The following is a 17,681-nucleotide window of genomic DNA, read 5'->3' on the forward strand; positions in this document are numbered from 1 at the left end:
TGACCGGCGCGGCCGCACCGTTTCACCACACACGTCACAACACGGGCTCAACTTATCCGGGGGGATTCGATGTCCGAAGCAGTCCTGCATCCATTTTTTTCACGCGAGCGCACCGTCGCCGCGGTTGGCTTCAACCGCTGGCTGGTTCCGCCTGCCGCGCTGGCCATCCATTTGTGCATCGGCATGGCCTACGGTTTCTCGGTCTTCTGGCTGCCGCTTGGCCGCGCGCTGGGCATCACGAAGCCGCTCACCTGCGGCGCCGACGTCTCGCTGATCGCCGAGCTGTTCACCACCACCTGCGACTGGCGCGTCTCCAGCCTTGGCTGGATGTTTACGCTGTTCTTCGTGTTCCTGGGCGCATCCGCTGCCATGTGGGGCGGCTGGCTTGAGCGCGTTGGCCCCCGCAAGGCCGGCGTCGTCTCGGCCGTGTGCTGGTGCGGCGGACTGCTGATTTCCGCGCTCGGCATCCAGATGCACCAGCTGTGGCTGCTGTGGGTGGGGTCGGGCGTGATTGGCGGGATCGGCCTGGGGCTGGGCTACATCTCGCCCGTGTCGACGCTCATCAAGTGGTTCCCGGACAAGCGTGGCATGGCCACCGGCATGGCCATCATGGGCTTCGGTGGCGGCGCAATGATCGGCGCCCCGCTGGCTGATCGCCTGATGAAGCTGTTTGCGACGCCCGAATCTGTGGGTGTGTCGCAAACGTTTATCGTGCTGGCGGGCATCTACTTCGTCTTCATGATGGCCGGCGCGCTCGGTTACCGCGTGCCGCCCACGGGCTGGAAGCCGGCCGGCTGGACGCCCTCGCCCGCCAAGGCGAAAGACACGATGGTCACGCAACGCCACGTCCACGCAAATGAAGCCCTGAAGACGCCGCAGTTCTGGCTGATCTGGGCCGTGCTGTGCCTGAACGTATCGGCCGGTATTGGCGTGTTGGGCATGGCCTCACCGCTGCTGCAGGAAGTCTTCGGTGGAAAGCTGCTGGGCGTGACGACGTCGTTCATGGACCTGACTGCCGCGCAAAAAGGCCAGATCGCGGCCATCGCTGCGGGCTTCACGGGTCTGCTGAGCCTGTTCAACATTGGCGGCCGTTTCTTCTGGGCTTCGCTGTCGGATCGCCTGGGCCGCAAGATGACGTACGCGATCTTCTTCGTGCTCGGCTTCGTGCTGTACGCATCGATTCCGTGGACTTCGCACACCGGCAATATCGCGCTGTTCGCACTGGCCTTCTGCGTGATCCTGTCGATGTACGGCGGCGGTTTTGCGACCGTGCCGGCCTATCTGGCCGACATGTTCGGCACGCAGATGGTGGGCGCCATCCACGGCCGCCTGCTCACGGCGTGGTCGACGGCCGGCATCCTGGGCCCCGTGCTGGTCAACTACCTGCGCGAATACCAGATCGCCCATGGCGTGGAACGCGCAGCCGTCTACGACATCACGATGATGATCCTGGCCGGTCTGCTGATCCTCGGCTTCATCTGCAACCTGCTGGTGCGCCCCGTCAACGCGAAGCACTTCATGACCGAAATGCAACTCGACGAGCAGCGTCACGCTGCGGCAAGCAAGAGCCCGACGCCGTCGGTGGCTGCGCCGGAAACGTCGCTGGAATGGAAGGCGCATCCGGGTTCGGCCGTGGCCGTGGTGCTGGCCTGGGCCGCGGTGGGGCTGCCGTTGGGCTGGGGGGTTTGGATTACACTCCAAAAAGCTGCCGTTCTGTTCTCCTAATACGTGATTTAAAGTCGCCGCCCCGCCACCCATGAAGCACCAGAAGATCGAGTTTTACCGTCACCCGGCCGGTGGCTGGGGCGCACTTAAAAGCGTTGCGCATCAATTGCTGTCGCAGGGCATCGCGGCCAAGGGCGCCAAGACGATGCTGTCGGCCAACCAGCCTGACGGCTTCGACTGCCCGGGCTGCGCCTGGCCGGACCGCGACCACGCATCCACATTCGAGTTCTGCGAAAACGGCGTCAAAGCCGTGGCGGCAGAAGCGACGTCCCGCCGCACCACGCCGGAGTTCTTCGCACAGCACACCGTGCGCGAACTCGCCGACTGGTCCGACTACGCGCTCGAAGACCAAGGCCGCCTGACGCACCCGATGGTCTACGACGCGGCCAGCGACAAGTACGTGCCAATCGAATGGGACGCCGCCTTCGCGCTCATCGCGCAGCACCTGCGCGCGCTGCCCGATCCGAACCAGGCGATCTTTTACACCTCCGGTCGCACCAGCAATGAGGCGGCCTTCCTCTACCAGTTGTTCGTGCGCGCCTATGGCACGAACAATTTCCCCGACTGCTCCAACATGTGCCACGAGCCCTCCGGCACGGGCATGCGGAGCAGCATCGGCGTCGGCAAGGGCACCGTCACGCTCGACGATTTCACCAAGGCCGACGCGATCTTCATCTTCGGCCAGAACCCGGGGACGAATCACCCGCGCATGCTGGGCGAATTGCGCGAGGCATCGAAGCGCGGCGCGAAGATCGTGTCATTCAACCCGCTGCGCGAGCGCGGGCTGGAGCGCTTTGCCGATCCGCAAAGCAAGATCGAGATGCTGACGCTCGGCTCCACGCGCATCAGCACGGAATACCACCAGGTGCGCATCGGCGGCGACCTGGCGACGGTCAAGGGCATCATCAAACACGTGATCGAGCGCGATGACGTGGCCCGCAGCCGCGCCGAACCGGCCATCATCGACCACGCCTTCATCGCCCAGCACACCGGCGGCTACGACGCCTTCGCCGCTGACGTGCGTGCCGAATCGTGGGCAACGATCGAAGCCGAATCGGGCCTGCCGGAACACGAAATCCGCCAGGCCGGCGACACGTACATCAAGGCCGGCAGCGTCATCGCCTGCTGGGGCATGGGCATCACGCAACACAAGCATTCGGTCGCGACGATCCAGATGATCGTCAACCTGCTGCTCCTGCGCGGCAACATCGGGCGCCCGGGCGCCGGTGCGTGCCCGGTGCGCGGCCACAGCAACGTGCAGGGCGACCGCACGATGGGCATTTACGAGAAGCCAGCCCCGGCCTTCCTCGATCGGCTGGAGCAGGTGTTTGGATTCAAAGTCCCGCGCGAACACGGCTACGACACCGTCGGCGCCATCGAGGCGATGCAGCAAGGCGCCGCGCGCGTGTTCTTCGCCATGGGCGGCAACTTTGCAGCGGCCACGCCCGACACCGCCGCCACGTGGGCCGGCCTGCGCCAGTGCGACCTGACCGTGCACGTGACCACCAAGCTCAACCGCAGCCACATCGTGCACGGCAAGGCCGCGTTGATCCTGCCGTGCCTGGGCCGCACCGAGGTCGACCAACAGGCCGGCGGCACGCAAGGCGTGACCGTGGAAGATTCGATGAGCATGGTGCACATGTCGGCGGGCATCAATCCGCCGGCCTCGCCGCATCTGCTGTCGGAGCCGGCCATCGTGGCGCGCCTGGCCGAAGCGACGCTGCCCGAAAGCACCATCCCGTGGCGCTGGCTGGTCGAAGACTACGACCGCATCCGCGAACGCATTGAAGCCGTGTTCGACGACTTTGCCGGCTTCAACGAGAAAATTCGCGTACCGGGCGGCTTCCGCTTGCGCAACACCGCATCGGAACGTGTCTGGAACACGCCGTCGGGCAAGGCGGAATTCCACCCGCATGCCGTGCCGACCGACACGCCAGTGCACCGCGCGCGCGAGCGCCATGCCGACGCCACCGTCTTCACGCTCGCCACGGTCCGTTCGCACGACCAGTACAACACCACGATCTACGGCATGGACGACCGCTACCGCGGCGTGTTCGGCCAACGCCGCGTGGTCTTCATCAACAAGGAAGACCTGCACACGATCCGCATGAAAGACGGCGAGTGGGTCGACATGGTGACGCTGTCCGAAGACGGCACCACGCGCCGCGCCGATGGCTTCCGCCTCGTGGCGTACGACATTCCGCGCGGGTGCCTGGCGGCGTATTACCCCGAGACGAATCCGCTGGTGCCGCTGTCGTCCGTGGCCGATCAGGCGCGCACGCCGACGTCGAAGTCGATTCCGGTGATGCTGGTGCCGAGCCAAGTCGAACGCACCGCTGACGCCTCCGCGGCCAACACGGCGCACGCCTGATGCCAACCGAGCCGGCGTGGTCTGCGCTGCAGCTGGCGCTGCTGGCCGCATTGCGCGAAACCGAGGCCAGCAAGCCGGTGTCGCTGCCCTGGCTGACCAAGCGCGTGGGCGAGCGCGCGAGCACGGTGCTGCGCGCGCTGCATCCGCTGGCTGACGCAGGCCTGTTGCGCGTTGCCATGGACGACACGCGCTGGCTCATTGTGCTGCTCGACGCCGGCCGCGCCCTGCCCGATTTTCCTGCATGACTGCCCTGCCCCACCATCCCGCCGGCTTGCCCGTCGTTTCCACCTCCGCGACGAAACGCACGCGCGCCGGCACGCAAGACGACACCGCCACCGCCGTCGCCGAAGAAGCGCCGGTGGCGCTCGTCTTCAACGGCATCACGCATGCGGTGATGATGGCGTCGCCGAGGGATCTGGAAGATTTCGCGCTGGGCTTCGCGCTGTCGGAAGGCATCATCGACGGTCGCGCCGATTGGCGTGGCGCAGACGTGGAAACGCATCCGCATGGGCTTGAAGTGCATGCGGAAATCGCCTCGCATTGCTTCGTCCGATTGAAGGAACGCCGCCGCGCGCTGGCCGGCCCGACCGGCTGCGGCCTCTGCGGCATTGAAAGCCTGCAGACCTTTGAAGACGCACCGGCGCCGCTGACGCCGCCCGCATGGCTGGCGTCTCTTGCCGACGCGCAAGTGCTGGACGCCATGCAGGCGATGACGGCGCATCAGCCGGCCAACGCGCTTACCGGTGGCTTGCATGCCGCCGGCTGGGTGCCTGCAGACGGCAACGCACCGCTGCATGTGCTGGAAGACGTGGGCCGCCACAACGCACTCGACAAGCTGATCGGCCGCCTGGCGCGACTCGGCATCCGCCCCGCAGACGGGTTCATCGTCATGACGAGTCGTGCTAGCTACGAGCTGGCGCGCAAGTGCGTGCAGCTGCAGGTGCCGCTGCTGGCGACGATCTCCGCGCCGTCTTCGCTGGCGATCCGCCACGCCAAGGCCGGGCAGTTGACGTTGCTGGCGTTCTGCCGTGGGGATAGCGTGACGCGGTTTGCCTGAGCGAGGCCCCTCTCTCGCGGGGATATTGAGCGTTGCGAGCCCTGTGCTCTAATCGGAATCATTGCTCGCAAACCTTCAACGCCCGCATGAATCAAGCTGCCCCGCTGGATCTGGTCGACCATATCAGCACGTTTGCAGACACCGGCAATAGCTATGCCGCATATCCTCTGCTCGATGCATTGCGAGCGGACCCGCGCCCCGAGGCCCAGTCCTTGGCCGTGCGCATGGTGCGGCATCTGGGCGGCAATCGGTTGTCGGACGCCATCGGGCTGCGCTTATGGCGCAAGCACCCTAACCACCCCGAAGCCATGGTCGTTTATGCACGCATCCTGGCCGATCGCAAGGGTGCCTATCGCGGCTGGCGATGGATGGAATCCGCATGCATTCCCGACGACGCACCTGCGGCAGTGCTCGCAGAATGGCACGCATCGCGTGGGACCTTGGCCGGCACGCTGCGTGATTGGGAGACGGCAGCCAGCTTGTTTTCGGCGGCGCTGTCGCTGGCATCGGAGGACCCTTGGATCCACGTGCTGCAAGCCCATGTATTCGAGCGGCAGGATCGATACGACGAAGCCATTGCGGCCTGCCTTGAAGCGCTCCGACTCTACCCAAGCCATCGTGCTGCCATCCAGGGGCTTGCACATCTGCATACGCTTACCGGTAACGACGCGGAAGCCATACGTCTGTTGCAGACCGCTTCGGCAAACATGCAGAGCGCCGACGTGGAAGCTCAACTGTTCGGCCTGCTGTCGGAACACCGCCAGTTCGACGAGGCCGCCGCCGCGCTTACGCGCTGCCGGACATACACACCATTGGCCGACAAGGGCTGGCGCCGCTGGCTTGACGCACAAGAGGTCGACAACCTGCTTGCCCGTAAGCAATTCGATGAGGCGGCCCATCGCTGCGGCGCGCTCAACGAACCGTTCTATGTCGACATTAGAGCCCGCCTGGCCGAGCCTGCATCGAACACCGACCTCCAGCGTGTCCAACTCGACGTTGGGTTCGTGCGCCAACACCACCTCACATGCGCGCCTGCCACGCTGAGTGCGTTGAGCCACTACTGGGGCTACGCCGCCGAGCACCTCGAAATTGCAGAACAAATCTGCTACGACGGCACCCCGGCTTCAAGCGAGCGCGCCTGGGCTGAGCGCAACGGTTTTTTTGTGCAGGAGTTCACGGTCGACTGGCCGGTCACGCGCGCATTGATCGACGCAGGCGTGCCGTTTACGCTAACCACCGAATTCACCAATGCTGGGCACTTGCAAGCCGTCATCGGGTATGACGCCTTGCGGGGCACATTGCTCATACGCGATCCTTCGCAGCGCATTTACGCAGAGCACTACGCAGTTACGCTGTTTAGCGAACACCGTGCCAGCGGCCCACGTGGCATGTTGATGGTGCCGTCGAAAGAGCGTCATCGGCTGAACGGAATCACGCTGCCCGATGCAGCAGACTGGGACAGCTACTACACCATCATTCGCGCGTTGGAAGCCCACAAGCGGGGAGCGGCGGACGCGGCAGCACAAGCACAGCAGTCCCGCGCGCCGGATCATTGGCTCACCCTGCGCGGCTTGCGTGCCCTCGCGCACTACGATGGTGACCTCACCCGAGCATTGGCGCTGACAGCGCAATCCATCGAGCATTTTGGCGACCATCCCAGCCTGCTCCTCCATCGGCAGCAACTTCTGGCTACCGTCGGCACGCGGCGGGAAGCTTTGGATGCAGCACAAGCAGCCGTCGCCAAACACCCCTGGAATCCGCCATTGCTAACGCGGCTCTCTCGCTTGCTGAGCGACGACGCCCGGCAGATACCGGAAGCGATCGACTACGCCTCACGCGCGCTGCGCGTCAACATCAACGAGTCCGAAGCTTGGCGCGCTATGGCCGACGCGCTGTGGCTGTCGGGCGACAAGGCCGATGCGTTGGTGCACTACCGCATCGCAGCTTGCCTACACCCGCATTCCGAAGACCTGGCCATCACCTACTGCCAAGCATGCTTCGGCCTCGGGAAGATGGACCAGGGCTTGGCCTTCCTTCAAGCACGCATTGACCAGTTGGGCGGCCAGTCGTCCGCGCCATCCATCAGTGCCTTCGGCCAATTCGATATGCTTGGCCGCACCAACGAAGCGTTCGCTTTGCTGGAAAATGCGCTGCAACAGCGTCCGAACGACGAATCACTTCGTCTCTTCTACGCGGAAAAAGCACTTGCCTACGCCCAACCCGAAAAGGCGCGCGCCCTGTTGAGCGGACGCACGGGGCACGCACGGTACGCAGAACAGCTTCGCGTGGAAGCGCTGATTGCCCGCCATGAAGGCCGCATCGACGATGCTTGGGTTGCAATCAGTGCCGCTTGCGAGCGGGAACCGCTGCATATTCCCTTGCGTCGTATGGCGGCTGACATCCGCGCCCAGCACTCGGGGCGAGCCGCCGCCGTTCAATTTCTGAGGGACGCGTGTGCCGAGCACCCAACCTATCTTGCCCTTTATGAAGCGCTCCTTGAATGGACGGCAGATGCACCGCCCACCGAATCCGAGACGATCATTCGGCAAGCACTGGCTCTTCACCCCGACTACGCATTTATGCAGCGCGAGCTGGCGAACAACTTGGCTAGCCAGCGCAAGTTAGAAGAGGCGTGGAGCGTAGCTCGCGAGGCGCAGGCCCTCGCTCCGCGCCATGCATCGACTTACGCCATGCTGGGCGGCCTCTATTTGACGGCCGGCGATGTCCACGAGGCACAACAGCAGTTTCGGGAGGCACTCCTACTCAACATCGATCACGGCTACGCCTTGCACAGGCTTGTCACCACGTGCAACAGCCATGAAGCACGGCGAGAAGCCCTCGCCTTCATTGCGCGTCAATTGCAAGAACAATCGACCCAGGGCGACCCGATCTTCGCCTATCAGGTGCTTGCACGCCACACATTGCCCGACGATGAACTGGAAGGTGAACTGAGGGCCCTGCACACGCGCAGGCCCGAGCTGTGGCAAACCTGGGCCGCGCTCGCCGTTCAACTGATCGATACCAACCAGTTTGCAGCCGCACAGACATTGCTCGATGGTGCCATCGACCGATTCCCGCTTATGCCGCGCTTGCATTACGAATTAGCTCGGCTTGCAACCAACCAGGGCGACTTTCCAAGGGCCCGTACAACCGTGCAGCGCGCGTTGCAACTATCACCGTCATGGACATGGGCGCTGCGGCTGGCCGTGCATCTGGCGATGAACGAGCCCGGCCAACTCGAAGCGGGGCTTGCACTTGTGGCCGCACCACGTTCGCGCTGCGAGGAAAACCCAGAAGGCCATGTGCTGCGGGCTCGGCTGCTATGGAAACTGGATCGCCGAGATGAAGCCCTCGTGCAGGTGGAAACCGCACTGCACCGCTGGCCCGCGCACACGGAGGCCTGGGATTTCTTCATTGACGCCGCGCGACAGATGGAGCGCGCGCATTACGTAGCGGAATTCACTGCGGAACTTGCCCGCCAACGCCCGGACAATATCGACGTCCTCATACGGCATGCCGACCACGCCGCCACCTTAGACGACGCACTTACTGCCGTGGACAAGGCAACGGCGATCAACCCCCTGCACCAGCCCGCCTATATCGCACGCATCAACGCGCTGAACCGGCATGGTCGGTTTGCTGAAGCACTGGAGACAGTGCACAGCACACCGTGGGGTCAACACACACCAACGGCCATTCTCCGATGTGGTCCACGCTTGCACTGGCAGCATGGCGACACAGACAAGGCGATCACCGCGTTGCAGCAACTACTCAAGAGCGAGGTCAATTCGTTCGACATGTGGCGAGAACTGGCCGACTGGACGTTCTCAGCCAAGCGGCACGACGAATGTTTGGCGGCAGCGCGTGAAATGATTCGTATCGACCCCACGGTAGCCGTCGGTTATGGCTATCTAGGTCATGGGCTGCGTCAGCGTGGAGAAACAGCGTCCGCGATTGAGGCCTTGCGCACGGCATTTGAGTTGGACCCGTTCTACGTTTACGCCGGCCTTACCCTGACCGACCTGCTACTGGCGTCCAACTGGAATGCCGCCGAGCCGGTACTGACCACTCTTCGGGCCAATGTTCCCGGCCCTGCGGTAGCCTTGCGGGAAGTTCAGTACGCCGTGCGCACCGGCGACAAGGAAAGCGTCGCCGCGCCGCTCGCGGAAATCGTGCGCGCCACGGAGCAGGACGCCAGCACGTTCGACAAAGCCGTCGAAGCATTGCCCCGCGGTTCATGGCGCGAGTTGCTCTTCCAGGCGACAGAGCAGGCTAGCCTTTGCGGCGAAGTGTCAGAGGCAGCAGCCCGATATTGGCTGGAAAGGGAATTCGATGTCGCCCATCCGGCGTTTCTGGACAAGATTGAGCCCTACCTGAAGGCCGATCATCACCAGCGTTTCAAGATCGCCGTGATCAACTGTGCAACGGCGGTCCGCATGTTCCAGCACGTCAGCGCGCTAGTCGCACAATACAGCCGCGAAATGCGCGCAAATGCTGAATGCTGGGCCTTGGTCGGCTACGCATACCTGGAGGCCAAGCGGTTTCAGGAGGTCGTTAATTGGATGCACGATTGGCAGCGCGCGGACGCACCATGGTGGGCGCTGGACAACCTCGCTGTTGCACTGCGCACCGATGGCCGACATGGGCTTGCCAATCAGGTATCTGAAATGTCCCATGGCAAGGAGCCCCGTAGCCCGGATGCGATGGTGTGGCTGGCGTGCGACGCCGCTCGCCACGGGCAGACCCGCACCCTGCTCGCATGGCTCGAGCGCGTGCGCCCGATGAAAATGCGTCCTTACTACCAGGGACTGCATCAGGTCCTTGAGGGATATTGCGCAACAGCCACAACGGGCAAAGCTGCCCCACTTCGCACAGCCTTGCGCCAGTGGGAATTTGCCTCCCGGACGCAAAGCACTCTCGCTGACCTCATGGTCGACGTACGTCGCCGGTGGATTCAAGACGCACCTACAAGTTGGGAGCGTTTTTCGCGCGTACTGCGTCTTATTTAAGGCTTATAAGGCAGCAAGATCGCTAAATCTCCACCTTGCTCCCCAACTCAACCAGTCGGTTGGCGGGAATCCGGAAGAAGTCCGACGGCTTGGCGCTGTTGTGCTGCATCCAGGCAAACAGCGACTCGCGCCACATCGCCATACCGGGCAGCGGCGACGGCACCACCGTGGCGCGCGTAATGAAGAAGGATGTTTCCATATCTTCAAAAACGATGCCCAGACGCTCACCCACGCTGCGCACGATCTCGTCCACGGCGGGGGTTTCCTTGAAGCCGAAATCCACCACTGCGGTGTGGATGTCGTCGCCAATGGTTTTGATGACGAGGCGCTTGGCGGGGTCCACATACGGCACGGCCAGCGTGCGGAAGTGGATGAACAGCACGCGCTTGTGCAGCACGTGGTTGTGCTTGAGGTTGTGCAGCAACGCCAACGGTACGAACTCGATGCTGGGCGTGAGATACACCGCCGTGCCGTCCACACGATACGGTGGATGACGCAGCAGCCCTTCCATGAACGGCTCGAGCGGAATGCCGCCCTCGACATTGCGCGCCTTCAGCAGTTGCGTGCCGGTGTGCCACGTCACCATCAGGAAGAAGATCAAGCCGCCCAGCAGCAGCGGGAACCAGCCACCCGCGGCAATCTTGAGCAGGTTGGCGGAGAAAAACGACAGATCCACCGCCAGGAACACCGCGCCGATGCAGGCCACCAGTGACAGGCGCCACTTCCAGGCGTTGCGCATGACCACCGTCACCAGCCCGGTCGTCAGCACCATGGTGGTCGTCACCGCAATGCCGTAGGCCGCTGCCAGGTTGTCGGACTTGCCGAAAGCCAGCACCACCGCCACCACCAGCACCAGGAGCATGTAGTTGACCACCGGCACGTAGATCTGGCCGATTTCCACATCCGACGTGTAGAGAATCTTCATGCGCGGCGCATAGCCCAGATGCACCGCCTGCGCCGTCATCGAAAACGCTCCCGAGATGACAGCCTGAGACGCAATGACGGTGGCCGCCGTGGCCAGCAGCACCATCGGGCCCACTGCCCAGTTCGGCATCAACAGGAAGAACGGGTTCTGCACGGCGCTCGGCTCACGCAGCAGCAAGGCGCCCTGGCCAAAGTAATTCAGCAGCAGGCACGGCATGGCAATGTAGAACCACGCATAGCGGATGGGGCGGGCGCCGAAGTGGCCCATGTCGGCATACAGCGCCTCGGCGCCAGTCAGGGCCAGAAACACCGAGCCGAACACGATGAACGCCAGCACCGTATGCCGGAATCCGAATTCGATGGCGTACAGGGGGCTGAGGGCCACCAAGATCTGCGGCGACTTCACCACGGAGGCCAGCCCGATCAGCCCGAGCAGCACGAACCAGATCACCATGATCGGCCCGAACAGGCGCCCCACCACGTGCGTGCCCTGCTTTTGGATGAGGAACAGGGCGATCAGCACGATCAGCGCCAGCGGCAAGACCCATGTCTGCAGCGCGGGCGCCATGATCTCCATGCCCTCAATGGCGGAGAGCACGGAAATGGCCGGTGTAATGACGGCATCCCCGTAGAACATGGCGGCGCCCAGCAGGCCCAGCAGCATCAACGTGCGCGTAAACCTGGCGCTGCCGCTGCTTGCGCGCATGGCCAGCGCCGTCAGCGCGAGGATGCCGCCTTCGCCGTTGTTGTCCGCCCGCATGACGAACAGCACGTATTTGACGGAGACCACCAGCGTCATCGCCCAGAACAGCATCGACAGGATGCCGAAGACGGTCTGGTCGGAAAACGGCACCCCATGCTCGGGGTTGAAGCATTCCTTCAGGGCATACAGGGGGCTGGTGCCGATGTCCCCGAAGACCACGCCGATCGCGCCCACCATGGTGGCCATCAACGCGGGATTTTTCTTGGTGTGACTGGCTGCGGCTGTCGTCATGGGTAGGCTGCGGCTGGAACGACGGGGGCGCACGCAATTTTCGTGCACCTCTGCGGCACCGGTTTTGCTGCGGGCCCCGAGTGCGGCAGAAGCCACTAAAGCTTAGGTGAAAACGCCCCGTTTTGCGCGGGTGTTTGCACCGATGGCAAGACCGCGCCAACCCTGATGCAGCCCCGAAAACAGCGGCTGCGCCCGCTCCAAACGGAAACCTTAAAAAAAACAGACTTTGACGGGGCGACGCGCCAAGCATATATTCACCAAACGATCGTTTGGCCGGTTCGGCCGGGTCTGCCTGCTGTGTTTGTATTTGGCCGGCGGCCGATCGATTTCTCAACTTCACGACTCAAAATCATGGCTACTGGTACCGTCAAGTGGTTCAACGACGCAAAGGGTTTCGGCTTCATTACCCCGGATGATGGCGGCGAAGACCTTTTCGCTCATTTCTCCGCAATCAATGCCGCAGGCTTCAAAAGCCTGAAGGAAGGTCAGAAGGTGTCGTTCGAAGTCACGCAAGGCCCGAAGGGCAAGCAAGCTTCGAACATCGTGCCCCAGTAACACGGAGCACGCGGGCGCGGTAGCCCGGTTTTGGCTTGCCGCGCGAGGTTTCCTCGCGCGTGTATTGGCCGGGATATTCGCCAGGCAGGTTGTTTCAGTACGTGTTTGCCATCAAGCAGTCGGATGGCCGCCGGAAGCGGTGGCCTGGTTTGACGAACCCCTATTGGGAGCATGCAATGGCCAGCCGAATTGAAGAGAACGCCGTTCAATATGATCCGCCCGCCGGGGCAGCTGCAGAAATGCATGCTGCCCCGAGTTTTATTCGGGATTCGGAGATCCAGTTTTCGCGCTCGCAGACATTCCACGAGGGCCAGCGCGTCAGCTTCGATGTAGAAATCGGGCCCGATGGCGAACTCATCGCCGTCAACATCAAACCAATATGACACGCCGGTTTCAACTCGGCATGTTCAAACGATAAAGGGAGGCATTGCCTCCCTTTCTCATGAACGATACGTCGGCTTACTTGGCTGTCGGCATCACGAATTCAGCGCCCTTGGCAATCGAATCCGGCCAGCGTTGCATCACGCTCTTGTAGCGCGTGTAAAAACGCACGCCTTCTTCGCCATAGGCGTGGTGGTCTCCGAACAGCGAGCGCTTCCAGCCGCCAAAGCTGTGCCACGCCATCGGCACCGGAATCGGTACGTTGATACCGACCATGCCCACCTGGATCTGCCGCGCAAATGCACGCGCCACGCCGCCGTCGCTCGTATAGCACGACACGCCGTTGCCGAACTCGTGGGCGTTGATCAGCTTCACCGCCTCGGCAAGATCGTGCACGCGCACCACCGAAAGCACGGGCCCGAAGATCTCTTCCTTGTAGATCGTCATCTCGGGCTTGACGTGGTCGAACAGCGTGCCGCCCGTGAAGAAGCCCTCGGCGTGGCCGTCGACCGTGTGGCCGCGGCCGTCCACCACCAGCTCGGCGCCCTCTTCCACGCCCTTGGCGATATAGCCTTCCACCTTGGCCTTGTGGGCAGCCGTGACGAGCGGACCCATTTCACTATCGGCCTGCATGCCGTTGCCGATCTTGAGTGCGCGGGCGCGTTCCGCGAGGCGCGGGACCAGCTTGTCGGCCACGTCGCCCACCGCCACGGCCACGGAAATCGCCATGCAGCGCTCGCCGGCCGAACCGTAGCCGGCGCCAATCAGCGCATCGACCGCCTGGTCGAGATCCGCATCCGGCATGACGACCAGGTGATTTTTTGCACCGCCCAAGGCTTGCACGCGCTTGCCGCGCTTGGTGCCCTCGGCGTAGATGTATTCGGCGATGGGCGTGCTGCCGACGAACGAGACGGCCTGCACATCCGGATGCTCGAGCAGCGCATCGACAGCATCCTTGCCGCCCTGCACGACGTTGAACACGCCGTCGGGCAGGCCCGCCTGCTTGAGCAGGTCGGCAATCATGAGGCTGGGGGTCGGGTCACGCTCGCTCGGCTTGAGGATGAACGTGTTGCCGCACGCCAGCGCCACGGGCGCCATCCACATCGGCACCATGAACGGGAAGTTGAACGGCGTGATGCCGGCCACCACGCCCAGCGGCTGGCGCAGGTTCCAGTTGTCGATGCCGCCGCCAATGTTGTCGGTGAATTCAGTCTTGAGCAGGTTCGGAATGCCGCAGGCAAATTCCACCACTTCAATGCCGCGCGTGACTTCGCCCTTGGCGTCGGAGAACACCTTGCCGTGCTCGCGCGTAATGGCGGCCGCCAGGGCATCCTGGTTTTGATCGAGCAGTTCCTTGAACTTGAAGAGAACGCGCGAACGCTTGAGCGGCGAGGTCTCGGCCCACTCGGCGGCGGCGGCGTGGGCAGCAGCCACGGCGGCGCCCACTTCGGATTTGCCGCCCAGCAGCACCTGCGCGCTCACGGCGCCCGTGGCGGGGTTGAACACATCGGCGGTGCGCGTGCCGCTGCCGGCATGGCGTTGGCCGCCGATGTAATGGCTGACGACGGACTCCGTCACGGCAGGATCAATCGGTCGGTTCATTTCAGGCTACCTCTTGCAGAACGGTACGAACGGTGTCGAAGATGCGCGCGATCTGCGCCTCTTCGATGATGAGCGGCGGCGAGAACGCCAGGATGTCGCCGGTGTAGCGCACCAGCACCCCGCGCTCCAGGCATTTCAGGAAGACTTCGTAAGCGCGCGCGCCCACCGCGCCGGGGCGCGATTCCAGTTCGATGCCGGCCACGAGGCCCAGGTTGCGGATGTCCTTCACGTGCGGTGCGCCCTTGACCGAATGCGCTGCCGCTTCAAACACTGGCGACAGCGAACGCGCACGCTCGAACAGCCCTTCGCTGCGATACAGATCCAGTGCAGCCACCGCCGCGGCCGCGGCCAGCGGGTGCGCCGAATACGTGTAGCCGTGGAACAGCTCGATCGCGCCCGGCGCACCGGCGTCGACAACGGTGTCGTGCACCGACTGGCGCACAGCCACGGCGCCCATCGGCACGGCAGCGTTGTTGATGCCCTTGGCCATCGTCAGAAGGTCGGGCGTCACACCAAAGAATTCCGCCGCCGTTGCCGCGCCCAGCCGTCCAAAACCGGTAATGACCTCATCGAAAATCAGCAGGATGCCGTGCTTGTCGCACAGCGCGCGCAGGCGCTGCAGATAACCCTTGGGCGGCACCAGCACACCCGTGGAGCCTGCCAGCGGCTCGACGATGACGGCGGCGATGGTCGATGCGTCGTGCAGCGTGACGATGCGCTCCAGCTCGTCGGCCAGATGCTCACCCCAGGCCGGCTGGCCCTTGGAGAACGCGTTGTGCTCCGGCGCGTGCGTATGCGGCAGGTGGTCAACGCCGGGAATCAGGTTGGCCGAGAACGCCTTGCGGTTCGGCGAGATACCGCCCACCGAGATGCCGCCAAAGCCGACGCCGTGATAGCCGCGCTCGCGGCCGATCAGGCGCGTGCGCTGCCCTTCGCCGCGTGCGCGGTGGTAGGCCAGTGCAATCTTAAGCGCCGTATCCACCGCTTCGGAACCGGAGTTGGCGAAAAAGATGCGGTTCAGCCCTTCCGGCATGATCTCGGCGACCTTTTCTGCAGCACGGAACGCCAGCGGGTGGCCCATCTGGAAGGTGGGCGCGTAGTCCAGCGTGCTCGCCTGCGCGGTGATGGCCTCGACGATCTCCTTGCGGCTGTGCCCGGCGTTCACGCACCAGAGACCCGCCGTGCCGTCCAGCACTTCACGGCCGTCGGCGTCGCGGTAATACATGCCCTGGGCCGACGTCAGCAGGCGCGGCGCAGCCTTGTACTGACGGTTGGCCGTGAACGGCATCCAGAAGTAGGACAGATCGGTGGTTTCCAGCGGGTGCGGTGCGGGTTTCATCGGTCACTCCGAAAAAACAGCGGAAAGGGAACGGACTGGCGGGCCAGCAGTTGGAGCAAACTGTACAGAGTCGAACGCGACACGGACATGCACAGATGGCAGTTCTATAAGAAACTGTATAGGCGCCCATCACTGCTCCAATGCCGCATCGCAACATGCAACTCGAACTCGATCCTTCTCATCCCCAGCGTACGTTGGTCGATCAGATCGTCCAAGGCATTCGTGCGGCGGTCGACAGCCAGGCCTTGCTGCCGGGCACGCGACTGCCCTCCGTGCGCAAGTTGGCGCAGGCCCACGACGTAAGCACCTTTACGGTGGCGGAGGCCTACACGCGGCTGGCGGCGCTGGGCGCCATCGTCGCGCGGCCGCGTTCGGGCTACCTGGTGGCGGCTCGCACACCAGCCCAACCGGCTTCCGTGGCCCCGCGCTGGGAGCCGCCCACGCTCAACGCGGCGTGGCTGCTGTCGGATGTCTTTGCCGATCGCTCCATCGCCATCAAGCCAGGCTGCGGCTGGCTGCCGAACGACTGGCTGGACGAGCGAGGTGTGCAGGAAGCCATGCGCGCGGTGAGCCGTGTGTCGGCGTTGCGCGTGGCGGGCTACGGACATCCGTGGGGCTATGCGCCGTTGGGCGAATACGTGGCACAGTCGCTGGCGCTGCGCGGGCTGCCGGTGGAGCGCTCGCAAGTGCTGCTGACCAGCGGCGCGACGCAGGCGCTCGACCTGATCGTCCGCACGCTGTTCAAAGCGGGCGACGTCGTCGCGGTGGATGATCCGGGCTACTGCAACGTGCTCCAGGTGCTGAAGCTGGCCGGCCTGCGCGTGGTCGGCGTGCCGCGCACGCCGGATGGGCTCGACACCGTGGCGCTGGAAAACATCCTGCGCGCCGACGATGCCGACCGGCCGCGCGCCCTCTTCACCAGCTCCGTGCTGCAGAATCCCACCGGCTCGTCCATGACGGCACAGAACGCTTATCGCGTGCTGCAACTGGCTGAGCAGCACGGCCTGTGGATCGTTGAGGACGACTTGCACCGCGAACTGGCCGACCCCGCCGCCCCGATGCTGGCCGCCCTCGACGGCCTGCGCCGCACGCTCTACGTGAGCGGCTTTTCCAAGACGATCTCGCCCTCATTGCGCGCGGGCTATGTGGTGGCCGATGCCGCCATCACGCGCGAACTGGCGCGCACCAAGATGGCCGTGGCGCTCACCTCGTCCGAAATTACCGAGCGCATCGTGCATGCGTTCGTCACCCGGCCCGTCTATGCCGAACACGTGGCGCGACTGGTTGCGCGACTGGGCGAAGCCCACACACGTGTCGAAACCCTCATGCGCCAACATGGTGCCGAGCCGTTCGATACGCCGGGGCGCGGGCTCTTCCTGTGGGCGCGCTTGCCCAGCCATGCAGATGCCGCCGCGCTAGCCAACCAGGCCATCGACCACAACATCTGGCTCGCGCCCGGCCAATACTTCCGGCCGCATGACGAGCCGAGCCCGTGGCTGCGCTTCAACGTGGCGTATTCCGCCGAACCGGCGCTCTGGGAATTCCTCTCGCACGCCTGACAGGCGCATGCTGCATGCGGCGCAATGACGTATTGCATGCAATCAATCACGTTACCGGTACTCAAACGTGAAATTCGCGTGAACGGAAGGTTGCAGCGTCACAAAGGCGCGACACGATGCGCTGTCGCCTACCGTTCTCTTGCGCCGTATCGATTCCCAACGCGA

Annotated in this window: 11 protein-coding genes; 8 read left to right on the forward strand and 3 right to left on the reverse strand. The window is 63.9% G+C overall.

Annotated elements, in window-relative coordinates; translation table 11 throughout:
• Positions 1-69: 69 nt before the first annotated feature.
• The 5 genes from R2676_RS17405 to R2676_RS17425 all read left to right on the forward strand — a co-directional run bounded on the left by R2676_RS17405 (position 70) and on the right by R2676_RS17425 (position 10,162).
• Positions 70-1,725 carry an OFA family MFS transporter gene (locus R2676_RS17405; protein WP_206274458.1) on the forward strand — a complete coding sequence of 552 codons (1,656 nt, stop codon included), beginning with the start codon at positions 70-72 and terminating at the stop codon, positions 1,723-1,725.
• Between the two features lie 31 nt (positions 1,726-1,756).
• Positions 1,757-4,096: an FdhF/YdeP family oxidoreductase gene (locus tag R2676_RS17410; RefSeq protein ID WP_206274459.1), complete on the forward strand. Its 2,340-nt coding sequence runs from the start codon at positions 1,757-1,759 to the stop codon at positions 4,094-4,096.
• Positions 4,096-4,341 carry a MarR family transcriptional regulator gene (locus R2676_RS17415; protein WP_206274460.1) on the forward strand — a complete coding sequence of 82 codons (246 nt, stop codon included), beginning with the start codon at positions 4,096-4,098 and terminating at the stop codon, positions 4,339-4,341. Before R2676_RS17410 ends, R2676_RS17415 begins: the two co-directional genes overlap by 1 nt.
• Positions 4,338-5,153, forward strand: a complete 816-nt coding sequence (fdhD, locus tag R2676_RS17420; protein WP_206274461.1) for a formate dehydrogenase accessory sulfurtransferase FdhD — start codon at positions 4,338-4,340, stop codon at positions 5,151-5,153. Before R2676_RS17415 ends, fdhD begins: the two co-directional genes overlap by 4 nt.
• 86 nt (positions 5,154-5,239) lie before the next feature.
• Complete coding sequence (locus R2676_RS17425) at positions 5,240-10,162, forward strand: tetratricopeptide repeat protein (protein WP_206274462.1); 4,923 nt, start codon at positions 5,240-5,242, stop codon at positions 10,160-10,162.
• Positions 10,163-10,184: 22 nt separating this feature from the next.
• On the opposite strand, the gene R2676_RS17430 is transcribed toward R2676_RS17425, so the two are convergent.
• Positions 10,185-12,080: a potassium transporter Kup gene (locus R2676_RS17430; protein ID WP_206274463.1), complete on the reverse strand. Its 1,896-nt coding sequence runs from the start codon at positions 12,078-12,080 to the stop codon at positions 10,185-10,187.
• Between the two features lie 351 nt (positions 12,081-12,431).
• On the opposite strand from R2676_RS17430, the gene R2676_RS17435 reads away from it, so the two are divergent.
• A complete protein-coding gene (locus R2676_RS17435) occupies positions 12,432-12,635 on the forward strand; it encodes a cold-shock protein (RefSeq protein ID WP_027679026.1) in 204 nt (67 codons plus the stop codon).
• A gap of 176 nt (positions 12,636-12,811) precedes the next feature.
• Positions 12,812-13,018, forward strand: a complete 207-nt coding sequence (locus R2676_RS17440) for a cold-shock protein (RefSeq protein ID WP_024978714.1) — start codon at positions 12,812-12,814, stop codon at positions 13,016-13,018.
• A 76-nt stretch (positions 13,019-13,094) separates the two neighbouring features.
• Here R2676_RS17440 and R2676_RS17445 read toward each other — a convergent pair whose 3' ends face one another.
• Both R2676_RS17445 and aptA read right to left on the reverse strand, forming a co-directional pair.
• A complete protein-coding gene (locus R2676_RS17445) occupies positions 13,095-14,618 on the reverse strand; it encodes a CoA-acylating methylmalonate-semialdehyde dehydrogenase (RefSeq protein WP_206274464.1) in 1,524 nt (507 codons plus the stop codon).
• Position 14,619: 1 nt separating this feature from the next.
• Entirely contained in the window at positions 14,620-15,957 is a 1,338-nt protein-coding gene (gene aptA / locus R2676_RS17450) for an omega-aminotransferase AptA (RefSeq protein WP_206274465.1), read from the reverse strand.
• Between the two features lie 155 nt (positions 15,958-16,112).
• On the opposite strand from aptA, the gene R2676_RS17455 reads away from it, so the two are divergent.
• A complete protein-coding gene (locus R2676_RS17455) occupies positions 16,113-17,516 on the forward strand; it encodes an aminotransferase-like domain-containing protein (RefSeq protein ID WP_206274466.1) in 1,404 nt (467 codons plus the stop codon).
• Positions 17,517-17,681: the final 165 nt, after the last annotated feature.

This window comes from Ralstonia flatus (assembly GCF_958439105.1).
Classification (GTDB): domain Bacteria; phylum Pseudomonadota; class Gammaproteobacteria; order Burkholderiales; family Burkholderiaceae; genus Ralstonia; species Ralstonia flatus.

Coding starts and splice junctions, on each gene's coding strand:
- R2676_RS17440 (WP_024978714.1), top strand. CDS start 12,812: ATGGCCAGCCGAATTGAAGAGAACGCCGTTCAATATGATCCGCCCGCC.
- R2676_RS17430 (WP_206274463.1), bottom strand. CDS start 12,080: ATGACGACAGCCGCAGCCAGTCACACCAAGAAAAATCCCGCGTTGATG.
- R2676_RS17410 (WP_206274459.1), top strand. CDS start 1,757: ATGAAGCACCAGAAGATCGAGTTTTACCGTCACCCGGCCGGTGGCTGG.
- R2676_RS17405 (WP_206274458.1), top strand. CDS start 70: ATGTCCGAAGCAGTCCTGCATCCATTTTTTTCACGCGAGCGCACCGTC.
- fdhD (WP_206274461.1), top strand. CDS start 4,338: ATGACTGCCCTGCCCCACCATCCCGCCGGCTTGCCCGTCGTTTCCACC.
- R2676_RS17455 (WP_206274466.1), top strand. CDS start 16,113: ATGCAACTCGAACTCGATCCTTCTCATCCCCAGCGTACGTTGGTCGAT.
- aptA (WP_206274465.1), bottom strand. CDS start 15,957: ATGAAACCCGCACCGCACCCGCTGGAAACCACCGATCTGTCCTACTTC.
- R2676_RS17435 (WP_027679026.1), top strand. CDS start 12,432: ATGGCTACTGGTACCGTCAAGTGGTTCAACGACGCAAAGGGTTTCGGC.
- R2676_RS17445 (WP_206274464.1), bottom strand. CDS start 14,618: ATGAACCGACCGATTGATCCTGCCGTGACGGAGTCCGTCGTCAGCCAT.
- R2676_RS17425 (WP_206274462.1), top strand. CDS start 5,240: ATGAATCAAGCTGCCCCGCTGGATCTGGTCGACCATATCAGCACGTTT.
- R2676_RS17415 (WP_206274460.1), top strand. CDS start 4,096: ATGCCAACCGAGCCGGCGTGGTCTGCGCTGCAGCTGGCGCTGCTGGCC.